The sequence below is a fragment of the Oceanobacillus sp. M65 genome (assembly GCF_052246275.1).
Taxonomy (GTDB): Bacteria; Bacillota; Bacilli; order Bacillales; family Amphibacillaceae; genus Oceanobacillus_B; species Oceanobacillus_B jordanicus.
Genome location: NZ_JBQQCJ010000002.1, coordinates 603,354 through 623,470, shown reverse-complemented (window position 1 = coordinate 623,470; position 20,117 = coordinate 603,354). Strand labels below are relative to the sequence as shown.

Here is a 20,117-nt window from a genome sequence, read left to right as displayed (position 1 = left end):
TTGACAAAGGTTCTCGCTGATTTTACCACGGTTTTTTGGTAAAATATGTTCAGGAGTAAAAATGAAGCACAGCTGTAACAGGGGGATATACGATGGACTTAACAAAAAAAGAAAAATTGCGTTTACTCTTAAAACAGCTGCAAATAGCTGTAGAAGATGTAGAAGCCTTTTTTAATGAAAGTTATCTAGAAAAACTTGAAATATATAAGAAAACAAAAAAATGGCATTTTCATATTTTTGTTGAACGTGTTCTGCCATTGCAGGTTTATCAACTCTTGGTTGGTAAATTAAACGATACTTTTGAACATGTAGCTACAACAGAATTAACCATTTTAACGGGAGACAACAACTGTGATGAAGAGACAATTACGGGATACTGGAAACAGTTTGTTGGTAGCAAAACAGACATATCTCCTGCGTATAAGGATCTAATTCATGAACAAATACCCCAAGTTAACAATAATAAGATTATGTTAACTGTAAGAAACGAAGCAGAAGGTTCTGCGCTAAAAAAACGCCTTGACCAAGATTTTAAAGAGTTTTGCTTAAAGGCTGGTATACGTTATTATCCCATCGAAACGGAAGTTAAAGCCGAAGAAGCTGCATTGAAAAAATTTAAAGAGCAAAAAGCTTTAGAGGATCAGAAGCTTGTTCTTAAGACTGTCCAGGAAAAAGAGAAAAGAGATACCCAGAAAATACAGCAGGACAACCGTCCACTAACTTTAGGTTATAAGATACAGGATGAACCTCTTCAAATGCAGGAAATCCAGGATGAAGAACGACGTGTAACCATTCAGGGCTATATTTTTGATGTTGATATACGCAAGCTTCGCTCTGGTAGAAGTCTACTCATTATTAAAGCAACAGATTACACAGATTCCTTACAAATTAAAATGTTCTCAAAAGGTGATGAGGATGCTGATAAATTCGATACAGTAAAAAAAGGAATGTGGGTCAAGGCGCGTGGTAGCATTCAAACGGATATGTACACCAACGAGCTTGCCATGATGGCAAATGACATTCAAGAGATAAAAGTAGCGATTCGTATGGATGAGGCCCCCGAAGATAGTAGAAGGGTAGAGCTGCATGCACATAGCACGATGAGTCAAATGGATGCAGTTGTATCACCAGGTAACTTAATTGCCCAGGCTGCGAAGTGGGGACATAAAGCAGTGGCCATTACCGATCATGCAGGTGTTCAAGGCTTCCCTGATGCCCATGCTGCTGGTCAGAAACATGGTATAAAAGTTTTGTATGGTGTTGAAGCAAATCTCGTAGATGACGGGGTTCCAATTGCCTATAACGAACAAGATGTTGACCTTGCAAGTGCCAATTATATTGTATTCGACGTGGAGACGACAGGTTTGTCTGCAGTATATGACTCCATCATCGAGCTCGCGGCAGTAAAGGTTCACAATGGGGAAATTATCGACAGATTTGAATCCTTTGCAAATCCTCACCATCCCCTGTCTCAAACAACCACAGATTTGACTGGGATTACGGATGACATGGTAAAGGATGCACCAGAAATATCTAGTGTTCTTCAAGATTTCCATAAGTGGATGGGAAATGATATTTTGGTTGCTCATAATGCAAGCTTCGATATGGGCTTTTTAAATCAAGGCTTGCAAAAAATAGATTATCCAAAAGCTCAGAATGCCGTAATGGATACGTTAGAACTTGCAAGATTTTTATTCCCAGAACTTAAAAACCATCGTCTGAATACCTTGTGTAAGCATTTAGATATTGAATTGACTCAACACCATAGAGCAATTTACGATGCCGAAGCCACAGGCTATTTGTTATGGAAGTTAGTGCAAAAGCTTTTGGAAAAAGAAATTGCAAATCATCTTCATTTGAATAACCATATGGGAGAAGGCAATGCTTACCAGCGCTCGCGACCTTTTCACTGCACCATAATGGCAAAAAATGAAGTAGGTTTAAAGAATATCTACAAACTCGTCTCCCATGCTCATATTGACTATTTTTACCGGGTTCCTCGTATACCGAGATCGCTTTTGAAAAAATATCGTGAGGGATTACTCCTTGGATCTGCATGTGATAAAGGGGAAGTTTTTGAAACGATGATGCAGAAATCTGCGGAAGAAGCGGAGAGTGTTGCAGAATTTTATGATTACATTGAAGTACAGCCACCTGCAAACTATGCACATTTAATAGAAAAAGATCTTGTCCAAAATGAAGCCCAGATTCTAGATATAATAAAGAAACTTGTTGAGATGGGAGACCGTTTGGGTAAAACTGTCGTAGCTACAGGGAATGTCCATTATTTGGATGATCACGATAAAGTCTATCGACAAATTTTAATAGCTGCTCAAGCAGGAAATCCGCTAAACCGTCAAACATTACCTGATACACCTTTTCGCACTACAACTGAAATGATGAAGGCATTTCACTTTCTTGGTGAGGAAAAGGCAAACGAAATAGTCGTTGAAAACACAAATAAAATAGCGGGTGAGCTGGAAGAAATTTCGCCAGTTAAAGATGGTCTCTTCACACCTACGATCGAAGGTGCTGATCAGGAGATGCGTGACCTTTGTTATAACAGGGCAAAGAAAATATATGGCGAGCCAGTACCCCAAATTGTTACAGATCGACTAGAGAAAGAGTTGGAAAGTATTATCGGGCACGGGTTTGCAGTTATTTACCTCATTTCCCACAAGCTTGTGAAAAAGTCTCTCGATGACGGCTATCTTGTTGGTTCTCGTGGTTCAGTAGGCTCCTCCTTTGTTGCGACAATGACGGAAATTACAGAAGTGAATCCACTCCCACCTCATTATGTTTGTTTAGAGTGCCATCACCATGAGTTTATTACAGATGGATCTGTGGGAAGCGGATTTGATCTTGATGATAAGGATTGTCCGCATTGTAATATCCCCCTTACAAAAGATGGACAGGACATTCCATTTGAGACATTCCTTGGCTTTAAAGGGGATAAAGTTCCTGATATTGACTTGAATTTTTCAGGGGCATATCAACCACAAGCGCACAACTACACAAAAGAATTGTTCGGTGTTGATAATGTTTACCGAGCAGGTACAATTGGAACGATTGCGGAAAAAACCGCTTATGGATATGTCAAAGGTTACGCTTCTGATAAACAACTTGTATATAAGAATGCTGAGGTAGATAGGCTAGTACAGGGAACAACTGGTGTTAAACGTACGACTGGTCAGCATCCTGGTGGCATTATTGTTGTGCCAGATGATAAAGAAATCTTTGACTTTACACCGATACAGTTCCCTGCAGATGATCGTAAAAGTGAGTGGAGAACAACACATTTTGATTTCCATTCTATTCATGATAATTTGCTTAAGCTTGATATTTTAGGGCATGATGATCCGACAGTAATACGGATGCTCCAGGATTTAAGTGGAATTGACCCGAAAACAATTCCGACAGATGATCCTGATGTCATGAAAATATTCTCAGGTACGGAATCGTTAGGTGTTACTCCGGAACAAATCTACTGTAAAACAGGTACGTTAGGAGTGCCGGAATTTGGGACAAAATTTGTTAGACAGATGCTCGAGGATACAAAACCGAGCACATTTGCTGAACTTGTTATTATTTCTGGTCTTTCACACGGCACAGACGTTTGGTTGGGTAATGCGCAAGAACTGATTAATGATGGGATATGTGAACTCCCAGATGTAATTGGTTGTCGTGACGATATCATGGTTTATTTAATGCATAAAGGCTTGGAAGCTTCTTTGGCATTTAAAATCATGGAATTTGTCCGAAAAGGAAAAGGACTTCAAGATGAATGGATTACAGAAATGAAAAAGCATGGTGTGCCAGATTGGTATATTGACTCATGTAAAAAAATTAAATACATGTTCCCTAAGGCTCACGCAGCAGCCTATGTGCTAATGGCTGTCCGAATTGCTTACTTTAAAGTTCATCACCCAATCTTCTTTTATGCAGCTTACTTTACTGTAAGAGCTGACGACTTTGAATTAGATACGATGATCAAAGGACCTGCTGCGATCAAACAGCGTATTGATTCTATTACTGCAAAAGGAAATGATGCCCCGCCAAAAGAAAAAAGTCTCCTAACTGTGTTGGAGATATCATTGGAAATGTGTGAACGAGGTTTTCATTTGAATAAGGTTGATCTTTATAAATCTAGTGCAACAGAGTTTATTGTCGATGGCGATTCCTTATTACCGCCATTTAACGCGGTAGATGGTTTAGGTACAAACGCTGCTCTTAATATAGTAAAAGCTAGGGAAGAAGGGGAATTCCTTTCAAAAGAAGATTTACGTGAAAGAAGTAAAATTTCTAAAACGGTACTAGAATATCTGGATAACCACGGTTGTCTTGAGGGTATGGCAGAAAAAAATCAATTATCATTGTTTTAATAACTAAAAAATGGGGAAATTACAGATAGGTAATCTGTGTGCTTTCCACAAAAAGGAAGTAGGCTACTGCCTATTTCTTTTTTGTGGTTGCCAGAGATTGTGGTATAATCAGTACAGAATATTCAATGAATTTACACATTGCTTATACTATACGAGACTTGAAGGAGATGCAGCTGTATGAGTTATATTTTCAATGATAAAAATGAATTAGAGCGTTTTATTATAGAAAAAAGAAAAGAACTTGAAGCCCTATTACTAAGTGAAGCATCAATTGATATAGAAAAATTAGAGGAGATAAAGGTTGTTGGGGGCATTCACTTGGTGGATAATGCCTATAATCTGATTCTCATGATTGTAAATAATCAGGAGCAAGATGTGATAAACTTCGCTAAAAAAGAGGGGGTTGCCTGGGCAAAAACTTCTCTTACACTTTCATTTAAACTTGAATGGGTTAAAGCTATAAGAAAAGCTTTTTGGAGCTTCTTGTATGAATATGAGCAAGCACATAATATGAAGAGAATTACGGAGAATTCATATGAAATGGTCATTAAAATTAATAAGTTGATTGACGAGTTCTTTCAAGGCTTCTTTATCTCTTATTCTGATTACAAGGATGAATTACTGGAAAAGGAACGGAAACTCGTCGAAAACTTATCCGTACCAATTATCCCAATCTCCAATAACATAAGCATTTTACCTTTAATTGGCACCATTGATACTTATCGAGCAGGAATCATCGAAGAAAAAGTTCTAGTAGAAATTGGCAAGAACCATGTTGAGAAATTGCTTTTAGACCTTTCAGGAATTGCAGAAATGGACAAAGAAGCGATTCATCATTTCTTAAAACTACTTGATGGTGTATCGATGATGGGATGTCAAACAATTATTACTGGCTTGCGACCTGATATAGTAAGAGAAATTGTAGCGTTTGATGTTTCTTTTGGAGATAAAGTAAAAACAACAGGGAATTTACAACAGGCTCTTGAGCTATTTTCCGATAAAGATAATGACGAAAGAATTTTCGTTTAAGAGGAAGCAATTACGGTTATATTACTAACGTACCCACTATCTTGCAATAGGTTTCCCTTTATGATATACTATTTTTTGGTAAGTATTGATACGAACGGTTAAAAGAGTGGGTAAACGCCCACTCTTTCTTCATACTTCTTTTCAACTTCGCGTAAACTCCCCCTTGCCACAGAATTCGGCAGGGGTTTTCTATTGATTTACAGTATGATCAAATGAAAAGTAGTATGATGGTTCATACTATCAGAAATGACAGCAATTAGCTGACAGGCAGCAAAACAACTGAATAAAGGAGGATGAATGTTGAGTTCTCAAGTAATCAAAACAACAGAGGAATTATTGCGGCCGATTTTGGAACCTAAAAACCTGGAACTTGTTGATGTTGAATACGTTAAAGAAGGAAAGAATTGGTTTCTACGTGTGTATATCGACAAACCAGGCGGTGTAGACATCACGGAATGTGGTGAGGTTTCCGAAGAATTAAGTGAGAAATTGGATAATACGGATCCAGTAAAGGAAGCGTATTTTCTAGAAGTATCTTCCCCTGGGGTGGAGCGGCCATTAAAGACACAAGAAGACTTTAAAAATAATGTTGACAACAATATCTTTGTGAAACTTTACGAGCCGATTGAAGGCGAGAAAGAATATGAAGGTATTCTAAAAAGCTTTGATAACGATCTCTTAACAATAGAGTACAAGGTGAAAACAAGAAAAAAACAAGTAGAACTACCATACGATAAGATAGCAAAAGCACGTCTTGCTGTAATGTTTTAGAAGGGGGAAAAGAACGTGAGCAATCAGTTGTTTGACGCGATTGATTATTTGGCAAAAGATAAAGGGATTGATAAGGGTATTCTTCTAGAAGCATTGGAGGCAGCCTTGATCTCTGCATATAAAAAGAATTTTAAATCCGCAACGAATGTCCGTGTGGAACTAAATGAAGCAACGGGTAAAATGGGTGTTTTCTCCAGAAAAGTAGTTGTAGAGGAAGTAGAAGACATTCAAGAAGAGATTTCACTTGAAGAAGCGAAAAAGGTTGACCCTAATTACGAACTTGAAGATGTTGTGGAAGTTGAAGTAACACCAAAAGACTTTGGTAGAATTGCAGCACAGGCAGCAAAGCAAGTCGTAACACAACGTGTTAGAGAAGCAGAACGTGGAGTGATTTTTTCCGAGTATGCTGACCGCGAAGAGGATGTAATGACAGGGATTATTCAACGTAAAGATCCACGCTTTGTGTATGTAAACCTTGGTAAAATCGAGGCGAAGCTTGCTGAGGCAGAGCAAATGCCAACAGAAGAATACTACGTTCATGACCGTTTGAAAGTATTTGTAACCAAAGTAGAAAATACGAGCAAGGGACCGCAAATATATATTTCAAGGTCTCATCCAGGCCTTTTAAAGCGTCTGTTTGAAATGGAAGTACCGGAAATTTATGAAGGTATCGTGGAAATTAAGTCCGTTGCCCGCGAAGCAGGGGATCGTTCTAAAATCTCTGTCCATGCACCAGACCCAGAAATAGACCCAGTAGGATCATGTGTTGGGCAAAAGGGACAGCGTGTTCAAGCAATTGTTAATGAGCTCAAAGGTGAAAAAATCGACGTGGTAGAGTGGTCAGAGGATCCGGTAGTATATGTATCCAATGCGCTGAGCCCTTCGAAAGTAGTAGATGTGCTTGTTAATGAGGAAGAAAAAGCTACCACGGTAATTGTCCCGGACTACCAGTTGTCATTAGCTATTGGAAAACGTGGTCAGAATGCTCGTCTTGCAGCTAAGCTTACTGGCTGGAAGATTGATATCAAGAGTGAATCTGAGGCGAATGAAGAGGGCTTATTAAAAGAGCAGGAAGAGGTTCTACCAGACACTGAGGAAGACTTGTTCGAGTAGGGGGCTGTCCAATAGTGCAAAAAAGAAAAGTACCTGAGCGAAAATGTGTTGTAACGAACGAAATGAAACCGAAGAAACAGCTTGTCCGCGTTGTACGTAATAAGGATGGCGAGGTATTTGTGGATGAAACAGGAAAGAAGAATGGGCGTGGAGCTTATTTAACAAGGGATCCTGAAATCATCCGCCAAGCTGAGAAAACCAGTGTTTTAAATCGCCAGCTGAATACAGAAGTAGATTCGTCAATCTATGAGGACTTAATAAAACTGGTTGAAGGTAAAAAACATGACTAATAATAACAATAATTCTTACTTAAATATGATTGGGCTTGCCTACCGTGCTCGAAAGATTTCACTGGGAGAAGAGGCAATTGTGAAGGATATTCGGCAAAATAGAGCAAAGCTTATTCTGTTGGCTAGCGATATAGGGCCGCAAACGAAGAAAAAGCTCACAGACAAGTGCAAATCATATAATGTACCATATGAAATAGTGGATGATAGAGAGACACTATCACATGCTATTGGAAAATCCCAAAGAGTAGCTGTTGCTATTTTAGATGCAGGATTTGCTACTAAAATTCAGTCGTTACTCGGGTAATTAAATTCGGGGGTGAACGTATGAGTAAAATGCGTGTATATGAATATGCAAAAAAGATAAATAAACCTAGTAAAGATGTCATCAATTATTTAGAAGAAATTAAGGTAGAAGTGTCTAACCACATGTCTACTATTTCAGCTGATACCGTTAGTAAGCTGGATGAAAAGTTCAGCTCAAAACCAAAGACATCTGATAAACCAAATCAGACATCAGCTAATGCTGGTGCGCAAAATAAGAATTCGAATACATCGAATACATCAGGAGCCAAAATGAATCATAATCAAGGGAATAAAGGGAAAAATAAACCGAATTCCAATCAACAGCGAAACACGGGAAATTCAAATCTGCATAACAAAAAGCAAAAAGGGAATAAAAGAGGGAATCAACAAGGGAATCAACAAGTCCCTAGACAACCTGTAGTAAAAGAAACACCAAAGCACATTACTTATAGTGAAACACTCACGGTAAGTGACCTTGCTGCTAAACTAAACAAAGATGCTTCCGAGATTATTAAGAAATTAATGTTCCTAGGTGTTATGGCAACAAAAAATCAGGACCTAGATGATGATGCAATTGAGTTGATTTGTGGCGAGTTTGATGTTCAAGTGGAAAAAGAAATAATTTTAGAAGATACCGACTTTGATAAATACCTCAAAGAAGATAAAGAAGCAGATCTTGTGGAACGTCCTGCTGTTGTTACGATCATGGGACACGTAGACCACGGGAAAACCACTTTACTTGACGCGATCCGTCATACAAAAGTTACAGCTGGTGAAGCAGGTGGAATTACACAGCACATCGGCGCATACCAAGTAGAAAATGATGGCAAGAAAATCACATTCCTTGATACCCCTGGTCACGCAGCCTTTACAAGTATGCGTTCAAGAGGTGCTCAAGTTACGGATATTGCTATTTTAGTGGTGGCTGCCGACGATGGCGTAATGCCACAAACTGTGGAAGCAATCAATCACGCAAAAGCAGCTGAAGTACCAATCATTATTGCAGTTAACAAAATGGATAAAGAAGGCGCCAATCCGGATCGTGTTATGCAAGAATTAACCGAATATGAACTAATCCCGGAAGATTGGGGCGGCAGCACGATCTTTGTAAACCTTTCTGCAATAAAAAATGAAGGTATCGACGACTTGTTAGAAATGATTGTTCTTGTTTCTGAAATAGAAGAATTAAAAGCCAACCCTAAAGCGAATGCATTTGGTACTGTAATTGATGCACAGCTTGATAAAGGTCGTGGCTCTGTTGCTACATTACTCGTACAAAATGGTATGTTACATGTTGGGGATTCCCTCGTAGTTGGTAATACACATGGACGTGTTCGTGCAATGGTAAATGATCTTGGACAACGGGTAAATGAAGCAGGACCATCAACTCCTGTGGAAATTACCGGTTTAAATGAAGTACCACAAGCTGGAGATCAGTTCCTTGTATTTACCGATGAGAAAAAAGCAAGACAAATTGGTGAAGCCCGTCAACAAAAGCAAATCCAGGAAAACAGAAGTGAACAAACCAAAGTTAGTCTGGATGACTTGTTTGAACAAATCAAGCAAGGGGAAATGAAAGAAATTAATATTATTATTAAAGCAGATGTACAAGGTTCTGCCGGTGCATTAGCTTCTTCCTTACAAAAAATTGAGGTGGAAGGCGTAAATATTAAGATCATTCATACTGGTGTTGGTGCAATCACAGAATCTGACATTATTTTAGCTTCAGCTTCAAATGCTATTGTTATTGGGTTTAACGTAAGACCAGATGCAAATGCTAAAAAGGCTGCAGAATCTGAAAAAGTGGATGTACGTCTACATCGTGTGATTTATAAAGCAATTGAAGAAGTAGAAGCTGCTATGAAGGGAATGCTCGACCCAGAATATGAAGAAAAAGTAACGGGTCAAGCAGAAGTTCGTGAAACCTTTAAAGTATCTAAAATTGGTACGATTGCTGGTAGCTACGTAACAGAAGGCAAAATCACAAGAGATGCCGGTATTCGGTTAATTCGCGATGGTGTTGTTCATTTTGAAGGAGAAATTGATGCATTAAAACGTTTTAAAGATGATGTGAAAGAAGTAGCACAAAACTACGAATGTGGTATTACAATAAAGAACTTCAATGATATTAAAGAAGGCGATATTATTGAAGCATATGTAATGGAAGAAATAGAACGCAAATGATCGTTTATGCTGAAGTAGAGTGTATGTTGTACGACGGGCATTCGCTTAAGCAAAAAAGGTCTGTGCTTAAAAGGTTGCTCGCAAAGCTCCAGAACACCTTTAATGTAGCGGTAACAGAACTTGATTACCACGATCTATGGCAACGAACAAAGCTTGGCATTGTAACCATTTCTAATGATTACGTTCATTCGGAAAAGGTTATGCAAGAAGTGATGAAGATTATTGACACCTTCGTTGAACTTGAAAGAACACAAACTACGGTTGAACGGATGTAGGCTTCATTGTTAGATGTTTCGTTCATCGGGACTATAAAAAATGTACGGTAAGACGAGTGATTGTAGTTTTCTAATTGAAGCATGAAGCTTTTCTTAAAGAGGTGAAAAAGTTGGCAGAATTAAGAGCAAACCGCGTTGCAGAACAAATGAAAAAAGAGCTTGGAGAAATCTTGACCAGAAAAATAAAAGATCCTAGAGTTGGATTTGTTACGGTCACAGACGTTGAAGTAACGGGAGATTTACAACAAGCAAAAGTGTTCATCTCTGTATTAGGTGATGAACATCAAAAACAAGACACACTATTGGGACTTGCTAAAGCGAAAGGATTTATTCGTTCCGAAATAGGACAACGAATTCGCCTTCGCAAAACACCTGAGCTCTTGTTTGAATTCGATGAGGCACTTGAATATGGAAATAGAATTGAAACAATACTACGTGATTTAAATAAATAAGCTTGATGGATAATCTGACTCCTTGTTTGCGAGTCAGATTTTTTCCATGTGCGTAGAAAACTTAAAATCAAGCTTTAAAATTTAATGCAATCAAGATTTAGTGCTTAAAATGGAGCAATAAAACCTTTCTGTATGTTGTATGTATATATTGGAGGTGAGAAAATGAATGGAATTTTACCATTGTGGAAACCAAAGGGAATGACTTCCCATGATTGTGTATTTAAGCTTCGGAAATTATTACAAACCAAAAAAGTAGGCCACACTGGTACGTTAGATCCTGAGGTAGAAGGTGTTTTACCAATATGTGTTGGGCAGGCAACGAAAATCGTCCCCTTTTTAACAGATACAAGAAAGACGTATGTGGCAGAGCTCAAACTTGGTGTCTCTACAGAAACAGAAGATGCGCATGGCAGTGTAATAGAAGAGAAACCTGTTACTGTATTTCCAACTGAAGATCAGATTGATGAAGTGCTAAAAGCGTTTACTGGTATCATCACCCAAGTACCACCAATGTACTCTGCAGTAAAAGTTAAAGGAAAAAAACTGTATGAATATGCAAGAGAAAAACAAGTTGTGGAAAGACCAACACGCCAGGTTGAAATTTTCTCCATTTCAAAGATTTCGTCATGTGAGGAGAGGGAGAGTATTACCTTTGAAGTTGTATGCTCCAAAGGAACCTATATACGCACGCTTTGTGTGGATATTGGAAAAAAATTAGGATACCCGGCCCATATGGCCCATCTTGAAAGGACACAGGTTGCTTCTTTCCCTAAGGAAGAAACCGTGACATTTGAACAAATTGAGGAAAAGCTAAAGGTCTCGCATCCAGAATCTGTATTATTGCCTGCTCAAAGAGGGCTAGAGCATCTGGACTATTATCATGTTGATGAACAAACAGCGATAAAAGTACGAAACGGGCAAAAACTCTCAAAACCTGATAAAATAATGAAAGAGCCATTTGTAATGATGTTTAACCAAGAATTATTGGCAATATATCAAACCCATCCGGATAAACCAATGGAAATAAAACCCGTTCGTGTTTTTAACGGATAAAGTGCAGGTGAGGAATATGAGAACATTTGAATTAACATATCCACATTCTATGGTGTTGAATGAACTACCTGAAACGGTTACGGCCATCGGCTTTTTTGATGGAATACATAAAGGGCATCAGAAAGTCATTCAAACAGCTGTAAGAGAAGCAAAGGAAAGAGGGATGGAAAGTGCCGTAATTACCTTTCATCCACACCCCTCTGTTGTTTTAAAAAAAGATGTGCAGCACGTAAAATATCTTACTCCAATTCGAGAAAAACAAGAAATTCTGCAAAAGCTTGAGGTGGATAGACTTTACATTATTCAGTTTAATCAAGAGCTTGCATCCTTGACTCCTCAAGTGTTTGTGGATCATTTCCTAAAAGGGCTTCGTATCAAGCATATGGTAGCAGGCTTTGACTTTTCTTATGGACACAAAGGAAAAGGAAACATGCAAACCATACAAGAGCATGCGGCCGGAGCGTTTACCGTAACGCAAGTGGATAAAGTAGTAATAGATGGAGAAAAGATTAGCTCCACTAAAATTCGTAATCTTCTAAAGGCAGGAGATATGGACGAGGCAGCAAGACTACTTGGAAGACCGTTATCTGTTACAGGTCTAGTAGTTAAAGGGGAGCAACGTGGCAGAACCATTGGCTATCCAACAGCAAATATTGCGGTGAGCGATGAAACGTTGTTGCCCAAGGTCGGCGTCTATGCAGTAAAGGTTCTTTATAAAAATGAAGTTTATGAAGGAATGGCTAGTTTAGGTTTCAAACCAACCTTTACGGACCAATTGGTAGAACCGATTCTGGAAGTAAACATTTTTGATTATAACAATGATTTGTATGAAGAAGAGCTGAGAGTCCAGTGGTATACCTTTATTCGGGAAGAAAAGAAGTTTTCCGGGGTAGAAGAATTAGTGAGCGAAATTGCGGAGGATGAAAAGAAAGTTAGAAAGTACTTTAATTCATAAGCGACCTTGCTTCTAACTATCTTTTACTTGCATTTTTAAATAAAAACATGTAGTATTAACAACGTAAAACCATCGCTTGGCAATTCGTAACTCCGACGACTGCTAGGGGAATGGGGATTAAATACAATTACAGGAGGTGCGCCATATGGCAATCACACAGGAACGTAAGAATGAAATTATTAATGAATACAAGGTTCATGAAAGTGACACTGGTTCTCCAGAAGTACAAATTGCTGTACTTACGGAAGAAATCACAACTCTAAATGAACATCTTCGTGTTCACAAAAAAGATCACCACTCACGTAGAGGTCTTTTGAAAATGGTTGGTAAACGTCGTAATTTACTTAACTACTTACGTAATAAAGATGTTACCCGCTATCGTGAATTAATTAAAAACCTTGGCTTACGCCGATAATTATTCAAAAAGCAGGAGAAATCCTGCTTTTTTTATAAGTAAAAATTTTTCATTTAACCCTAGATACTGGTGATAAATAAGTGGTTTTTGCATAAAGGAATAAAGAAACTACTATATTATGACAAGATTTTTCTACATAAAATTTACATTCCTGCTTATAAACTATAATATAATAATTGGAGTGTTTTTTATAACGGCTAGCATTTTGTTTGCTATAAGCGCCGTGATGAATATTAACTAAGCTACAAAAGCTCATATGGAGCTTGATTTCATTGAAAGGAGTACTACAAATGCCAGAAGAGAAGCAAATATTTTCTACAGAAATTGCAGGTAAAAAATTCACCGTTGAAATCGGAGAATTAGCAAAGCAAGCGAATGGTGCTGCCATGATGCATTATGGCGATACATCTGTTCTGTCTGTTGCGACAGCTTCAAAGGAACCGAAAGATCTGCCATTTTTCCCATTAACCGTAAACTATGAAGAACGTCTTTATGCAGTTGGGAAAATACCGGGAGGTTTTATAAAAAGAGAGGGACGTCCAAGTGAAAAAGCAATCCTTTCCTCACGTCTTATTGACCGTCCGATTCGACCTTTATTTCCTGACGGTTTCCGAAACGAAGTTCAGGTTATTAGCACAGTTATGAGTGTTGACCAGGATTGTCCTTCAGAAATTGCTGCTATGATCGGATCTTCCATTGCGTTAAGCATCTCTGATATTCCGTTTGCAGAGCCAATTGCCGGTGTAAACGTTGGCCGAGTTGACGGCGAATTTATTATCAATCCAACCATTGAACAAGAAGAAAAAAGCGATATTGAACTAACGGTTGCTGGAACAAGAGATGCAATCAACATGGTAGAAGCAGGAGCAGATGAAGTACCTGAAGAAGTTATGCTTGAAGCTATCATGTTTGGGCATAAAGAAATTATTCGTCTAGTTGAATTCCAAGAAGAGATCGTAAAAGCAGTAGGACAAGAAAAGTCTGAAGTGAAGCTTTTTGAATTAGATGAAGAACTTTCTAAGAAGATAGAAAAAGAAGCTTCGGAAAGTCTTATAGCAGCTATTCAGGTAAAAGAAAAGCATGCTAGAGAAGATGCTATTAGTAAGGTGAAAGAGGATGTTCTTGCGTCCTATGAAAATGAAGAAGATGCTGACATTTTGAAGCAGGTTAAATCTGTGCTGGATAAAATGGTTAAAGCGGAAGTCCGCAGATTAATCACGAAGGAAAAAGTACGCCCAGATGGCCGAAAGATAGATGAAATCCGACCATTGTCTTCACGGATTAATGTATTACCAAGAACACATGGTTCAGGATTATTTACACGTGGGCAAACACAAGCACTAAGTGTATGTACATTGGGAGCACTTGGTGATGTGCAAATCTTGGACGGGCTTGATTTAGAAGAGTCTAAACGGTTTATGCATCATTACAATTTCCCTCAATATAGTGTGGGAGAAACAGGTCCTATAAGAGGGCCAGGCCGAAGAGAGATTGGTCATGGTGCATTAGGAGAACGTGCGTTAGAAAAGGTTATCCCATCTGATAAGGACTTTCCTTATACCATCCGCCTTGTTTCAGAAGTGTTGGAATCAAACGGTTCTACTTCACAGGCAAGTATTTGTGCAAGTACACTTGCAATGATGGCAGCTGGTGTACCAATTAAGGCACCTGTAGCTGGAATCGCAATGGGACTAGTTAAATCTGGTGAAGATTATTCTATCCTAACAGATATTCAAGGCATGGAAGATGCACTTGGGGATATGGACTTTAAAGTAGCCGGTACATCTAAAGGCGTAACGGCCTTACAAATGGATATTAAAATTGATGGCTTATCAAGAGAGATTCTTGAAGAAGCACTTAACCAGGCCAAAAAAGGAAGAATGCAAATTCTTGATTCTATGCTTGCTACGATTAAGGAGCCAAAAGAAGAATTATCTGAATATGCACCGAAAATCCTTACGATGTCCATCAATCCAGATAAGATCCGTGATGTTATTGGGCCAAGCGGTAAGCAAATAAATCAAATCATTGATGAAACTGGTGTGAAAATTGATATAGAACAAGACGGAAGTGTGTTTATATCATCAACAGATGCTAAGATGAATGAAAAAGCTAAAAAGATCATCGAAGACCTTGTGAAAGAAGTAGAGGTTGGGCAAATGTACCTTGGAACAGTTAAACGTATTGAAAAGTTCGGTGCGTTTGTTGAATTGTTTAAAGGAAAAGATGGACTAGTTCATATTTCTGAATTAGCTGAAGAACGTACTAATAAAGTGGAAGACGTTGTATCAATTGGGGATGAGATCATGGTTAAGGTTAAGGAAGTTGATAACCAAGGCAGAGTAAATCTTTCCCGAAAAGCAGTATTAAAAGAGGAAAAAGAAAGACAGGAAAAAGCAAATTCTTAATTGAATAGTGCCTGTTTTAGATGGCTGTTCTGACAGCTGTTTCAAATAACAAAGAGGAGCAATTGCCATTGCTTCTCTTTTTTTGTTTGAAAAGAAAAAAGTCACTGCTCACTACTTACATAGTTTAAGCATACCTTGTCCTGTTTCAACATAAGTTTGAAATAGGAGGGGGTAAGTATGTATCACGTACGACAAATCATACATGTAATTGTTTTTTTAATTATAGTTACGATTTCATTCAATACTACTTATAATCCATTCTCAATGGAAAGTAGTACAACCTTTATGCAAACTGCAAAACCAAATAATGCTTTATACAAGGAAATAGAAAAGCAGGCGAAAGCATATGAGGAAGAACCTATTGACCCATATATTGATGACGTATGGAAGAAAACACCGGGGCGTAATGGCCTTGAAGTAGATGTTACTAAATCGTATGAACGAATGAGGGAAAAGGGAGAATTTGATGACGCTTTACTCGTTTATAAGCAGATAGCACCAAAGGTTTCTTTAGAAGATTTGCCATCATCACCAATATACCGTGGTAACCCGGAAAAAGAGATGGTTTCTTTATTAATCAATGTCTCCTGGGGAACAGAATATGTCCCCCAAATATTAGCCATACTGAAAGATAAGAACATCAAAGCTACTTTCTTTATTGAGGGGAAATGGGCAAAGGAAAATGTTGATTTGGTGAAGATGATAAAGAATCAGAACCATTTAATCGGAAATCATGCCTATAATCATCCTAATATGGCAAACTTGACTACACAGCAAATGGTTGAACAGATAAGCCAGACAAATGATATTTTAAAAGCGATAACTGGAATTACACCTGCTTGGTTTGCCCCACCTAGTGGCAGTTATAATCAATATGTTGTGGATGCTGCACACAGCCAAAAAATGGAGACCGTGCTTTGGACGGTAGACACGATTGATTGGAAGAATCCAACAGTATCTGTTATGATTAACCGAGTGAATAGTAAGTTGCATCCGGGAGCAACTATTCTAATGCACCCTACTGCTGCAACGGCTGCGGGGCTTGATGAATTGATAGATTCTGTAAAGGATAAAGGGTATAAACTAGGTACTATGGAACAATTAGTCAGCCCGGAAAGATAACCAATTTGGCGTTCATCTTACATATCTAGCATAGGAGGAAGTACATTGATTGAAAAACACAAAAGTAAGAACGGCTTGCGGGTTGTCCTCGAAAACGTACCTGCTGTAAGGTCTGTTACGATAGGTATATGGGTATTAACTGGATCGAGAAACGAAACAGAGAAAAATAACGGTATTTCACACTTTTTGGAGCACATGTTTTTCAAAGGAACGAAAACCCGCTCAGCACAAGATATAGCTGAGGCATTTGATTCGATAGGTGGGCAGGTCAATGCCTTTACCTCAAAAGAATACACATGCTATTATGCCAAGGTCATTGATACTCATAAAGACTTTGCGTTGGAAATTTTAGCTGATATGTTCTTTAACTCTGCATTTGATGAAGAGGAAATGGAAAGAGAAAAGAAAGTGGTTTATGAAGAAATAAAAATGTATGAAGATACACCTGATGATATCGTGCATGACCTGCTTGCAACAGCTTCATATGGGACCCATCCTCTAGGCTATCCTATTTTAGGTACAGAGGAACACTTGCGTTCTTTTAAGCCCCAATCTTTAAGAGACTATATGCGGGAAGCTTATAATCCAGAGAACGTTGTGGTTTCTATCGCAGGTAATGTAGATAGTGCATTTATTGATAAGGTAGATGGATATTTTGGTTCCTATGAATCAAATCACCAGCCAAGCTCTTTAATTAAACCTAAATTCCTTACCAATAAGCTTGAGCGTCATAAAGATACGGAACAAGCGCATCTTTGCCTTGGCTATGACGGACTTCAAACAGGCCATGAGCAAATTTACAGCCTTATTATTATGAATAATGTTCTGGGCGGTAGTATGAGCTCCCGACTGTTTCAAGATATTAGAGAAAAGCAAGGACTTGCCTATTCGGTATTTTCGTATCATTCTTCTTTCTTGGATAATGGTATGCTTACTATCTATGCTGGAACTGGTAAAGATCAATTACCGCAATTAAGGAAGACAATTGATAGTACAGTGGAAAAGCTAATTCAAGATGGTATTACCGATAAAGAACTAAAAAACAATAAAGAGCAATTAAAAGGAAATCTTTTACTAAGTTTGGAAAGTACAAATAGCCGAATGAGTCGAAACGGTAAAAACGAGTTGCTTCTAGGACGCCACAGAACGATGGACCACATGATACATGAAATTGATGCTGTGGACCATGAATCGATTAGAAATGTAATAAACATCGTATTTGAAAAACCATCTTCAAGTGCTCTAATTGCTCCATCAGGAGAACCTATGTAATCCATAGGTTCTTTTTTTTATGTCGGTAACTATAATAATAAGGATAAGCTTTTTCCTAACGTGTTTTTTCATTAAGTTAATTCTAGCATGCTACATAAACGTATTAAGACGGTAGTGTAGCTTTATGTAAGAACAATAACGATAAGTTGAGAGGATGACAAGAATGCGCTATAAGGATATGAGTGGAAAAGAAATTGTGGATGTGAATGAGGGCTCAAGATTGGGAGTACTTGGACAAACAGACCTCGAGATAAATGAGCATACGGGCCAAATTGAATCCTTTATCATACCAAATTATAAATGGTTTGGTTTGAAAAAAGAGGGAGAGGAAACGAAAATTAAGTGGGATGCAATAAAAAAGATTGGGGAAGACATGATTATTATTGACACAAACAGGCTCGGTTAAGGTATTAAATAAGAATTAAAATTCACTAAAAAGGCTGGCCCGAAGAGGAGGGTATCAGCCTTTTTCCTGTTTTTTAAAAATAACCAATCACTAACATTCTTCCGTTTCATAAGCTATATAGAAATAATTCAAGGAACTCGATGTTTGGAGGGTGTTCATTATAATGAGTCATACAATTGCAGTAATAGGAGGCGACGCCCGTTATCTGGAGTTGATTCGTCAATTACAGGCTATTCCAGGTGCGAACATAAATCTTGTCGGCTTTGATAAATTGGAACAGGGTTTTACTGGATTAAAACAATTGGAGTTTAGTGAGCTAAAACCAGAAGAGCTTGATGTCCTCATTTTACCAATTACAGGGACAGATAATACAGGAAACGTAGAAACAGTATTTTCACATGAGACGATCCACATAGCGCCAGAATGGTTCGGGAAATTAAAGGATACGGCTATCATTTTTACGGGTATTTCAAGTGATTATTTGAAGAAAGTAACGACAGAAGAAGATATTTCATTAATCCCTTTATTAAACAGAGACGATGTTGCGATTTACAACTCCATACCAACAGCAGAAGGATCCATTATGATGGCAATAGAACATACTGACTATACCATCCATGGTTCTCGTGTCATGGTTGCCGGATTTGGTCGAGTGGGTAAAACGATTGCCAACAAGTTTGCTGCGTTGGGTGCGAAGGTTTCTGTAGCAACCAAAAGTAGCGCTGAACTTGCTAGAATTTCAGAAATGGCACTAACTGCTATTCATCTTGATAAAATGGCAGACTATGCTAATGAGTACGATGTGGTGATCAATACGATCCCTGCAGCTGTTATAGATCGAAAAACCATTCAGCATCTTCCGACCCATGCAATAATTATCGACTTAGCATCAAAACCAGGTGGAACAGATTTTGATTATGCAAAGCAGCGAGGCATTAAAGCAATTTTAGCAAGAAGTTTACCAGGTATTGTGGCACCAAAAACATCGGGTAGGATATTGGCGGACGTCATAAAACAATTTCTTCAAAAAAACACGCAAGAATAGGAAATTAGTAGAAAAGGGGTATTATTTATGAGTTTAGAAGGAAAACGTATTGGCTTTGGAGTTACGGGTTCTCATTGCACATATGACCAAGTTTTTCCACAGTTGGAAAAGTTAATGCAACAAAAGGCAGAGGTTGTGCCGATTGTAACGTATACGGTGCGAAACACAAGTACAAAGTTTGGAAAAGCAGAAGATCATATTGAAAAAATTGAAGCCATAACAGGAAAACGAGTTATTTCCACTATGCAGGAGGCAGAACCACTTGGCCCAACTGCTCCACTTGATTGCATGGTAATTGCCCCGCTAACGGGAAATTCATTAAGCAAGATGGCAAATGCCTTAACGGACTCACCTGTGTTAATGGCTGCTAAAGCGACAATGCGTAATAGAAGTCCTGTGGTCCTGGGAATCTCTACTAATGATGCACTTGGTCTAAATGGAGTTAACCTTATGCGGCTTATGGCTAGCAAATACATCTACTTCATCCCATACGGACAGGATGACCCATATCAAAAACCTAACTCACTAGTTGCCAAAATGGATCTTCTAAGCGAAACAGTAGAGGCTGCTTTGGAACATAGACAACTACAGCCTGTTATTGTTCCGCATATCGATTAGATTGTGGTAGAATAAAAAGCTAGA

18 protein-coding genes are annotated in these 20,117 nt (G+C 38.4%); all 18 read left to right on the top strand.

Annotated features, from left to right (window positions below; genetic code table 11):
- Positions 1-92 precede the first annotated feature (92 nt).
- Positions 93-4,382 (top strand): PolC-type DNA polymerase III, encoded by a 4,290-nt coding sequence (locus tag ACTWPF_RS10745; RefSeq protein ID WP_443149146.1) that lies wholly within the window; start codon positions 93-95, stop codon positions 4,380-4,382.
- A gap of 177 nt (positions 4,383-4,559) precedes the next feature.
- Positions 4,560-5,411, top strand: coding sequence for an STAS domain-containing protein (locus ACTWPF_RS10740; protein ID WP_238019224.1), 852 nt, complete (start codon positions 4,560-4,562; stop codon positions 5,409-5,411).
- 300 nt (positions 5,412-5,711) lie between these two features.
- Positions 5,712-6,182 carry a ribosome maturation factor RimP gene (gene rimP / locus ACTWPF_RS10735; RefSeq protein WP_106896683.1) on the top strand — a complete coding sequence of 157 codons (471 nt, stop codon included), beginning with the start codon at positions 5,712-5,714 and terminating at the stop codon, positions 6,180-6,182.
- Positions 6,183-6,197: 15 nt separating this feature from the next.
- Positions 6,198-7,295 (top strand): transcription termination factor NusA, encoded by a 1,098-nt coding sequence (nusA, locus tag ACTWPF_RS10730; RefSeq protein ID WP_106896684.1) that lies wholly within the window; start codon positions 6,198-6,200, stop codon positions 7,293-7,295.
- A gap of 11 nt (positions 7,296-7,306) precedes the next feature.
- On the top strand, positions 7,307-7,585 hold the full coding sequence (gene rnpM / locus ACTWPF_RS10725) for an RNase P modulator RnpM (RefSeq protein ID WP_238019341.1): 279 nt from the start codon (positions 7,307-7,309) through the stop codon (positions 7,583-7,585).
- Positions 7,578-7,889, top strand: a complete 312-nt coding sequence (locus tag ACTWPF_RS10720) for a YlxQ family RNA-binding protein (protein WP_238019222.1) — start codon at positions 7,578-7,580, stop codon at positions 7,887-7,889. Before rnpM ends, ACTWPF_RS10720 begins: the two co-directional genes overlap by 8 nt.
- Positions 7,890-7,909: 20 nt before the next feature.
- Positions 7,910-10,072, top strand: a complete 2,163-nt coding sequence (gene infB / locus ACTWPF_RS10715) for a translation initiation factor IF-2 (RefSeq protein ID WP_443149145.1) — start codon at positions 7,910-7,912, stop codon at positions 10,070-10,072.
- On the top strand, positions 10,069-10,347 hold the full coding sequence (locus tag ACTWPF_RS10710) for a DUF503 domain-containing protein (protein WP_106896687.1): 279 nt from the start codon (positions 10,069-10,071) through the stop codon (positions 10,345-10,347). The genes infB and ACTWPF_RS10710 overlap by 4 nt, the downstream gene beginning before the upstream one ends.
- A gap of 110 nt (positions 10,348-10,457) precedes the next feature.
- Positions 10,458-10,799 (top strand): 30S ribosome-binding factor RbfA, encoded by a 342-nt coding sequence (gene rbfA, locus ACTWPF_RS10705; protein ID WP_106896688.1) that lies wholly within the window; start codon positions 10,458-10,460, stop codon positions 10,797-10,799.
- A 162-nt stretch (positions 10,800-10,961) separates the two neighbouring features.
- Positions 10,962-11,852, top strand: coding sequence for a tRNA pseudouridine(55) synthase TruB (gene truB, locus ACTWPF_RS10700; protein ID WP_443149144.1), 891 nt, complete (start codon positions 10,962-10,964; stop codon positions 11,850-11,852).
- A gap of 16 nt (positions 11,853-11,868) precedes the next feature.
- Complete coding sequence (locus ACTWPF_RS10695) at positions 11,869-12,807, top strand: bifunctional riboflavin kinase/FAD synthetase (protein ID WP_106896690.1); 939 nt, start codon at positions 11,869-11,871, stop codon at positions 12,805-12,807.
- 145 nt (positions 12,808-12,952) lie between these two features.
- On the top strand, positions 12,953-13,222 hold the full coding sequence (gene rpsO, locus ACTWPF_RS10690; RefSeq protein ID WP_042223730.1) for a 30S ribosomal protein S15: 270 nt from the start codon (positions 12,953-12,955) through the stop codon (positions 13,220-13,222).
- 290 nt (positions 13,223-13,512) lie between these two features.
- Positions 13,513-15,630, top strand: a complete 2,118-nt coding sequence (pnp, locus tag ACTWPF_RS10685; protein ID WP_238019213.1) for a polyribonucleotide nucleotidyltransferase — start codon at positions 13,513-13,515, stop codon at positions 15,628-15,630.
- A 177-nt stretch (positions 15,631-15,807) separates the two neighbouring features.
- Entirely contained in the window at positions 15,808-16,752 is a 945-nt protein-coding gene (locus ACTWPF_RS10680) for a polysaccharide deacetylase family protein (protein ID WP_443149143.1), read from the top strand.
- Between the two features lie 45 nt (positions 16,753-16,797).
- Entirely contained in the window at positions 16,798-18,024 is a 1,227-nt protein-coding gene (locus ACTWPF_RS10675) for a M16 family metallopeptidase (protein ID WP_443149142.1), read from the top strand.
- 163 nt (positions 18,025-18,187) lie between these two features.
- A complete protein-coding gene (locus tag ACTWPF_RS10670) occupies positions 18,188-18,430 on the top strand; it encodes a YlmC/YmxH family sporulation protein (protein WP_036573009.1) in 243 nt (80 codons plus the stop codon).
- A 163-nt stretch (positions 18,431-18,593) separates the two neighbouring features.
- Positions 18,594-19,475, top strand: coding sequence for a dipicolinic acid synthetase subunit A (gene dpaA / locus ACTWPF_RS10665; RefSeq protein WP_106896694.1), 882 nt, complete (start codon positions 18,594-18,596; stop codon positions 19,473-19,475).
- A 27-nt stretch (positions 19,476-19,502) separates the two neighbouring features.
- Positions 19,503-20,093: a dipicolinate synthase subunit B gene (dpaB, locus tag ACTWPF_RS10660; protein ID WP_106896695.1), complete on the top strand. Its 591-nt coding sequence runs from the start codon at positions 19,503-19,505 to the stop codon at positions 20,091-20,093.
- Positions 20,094-20,117: the final 24 nt, after the last annotated feature.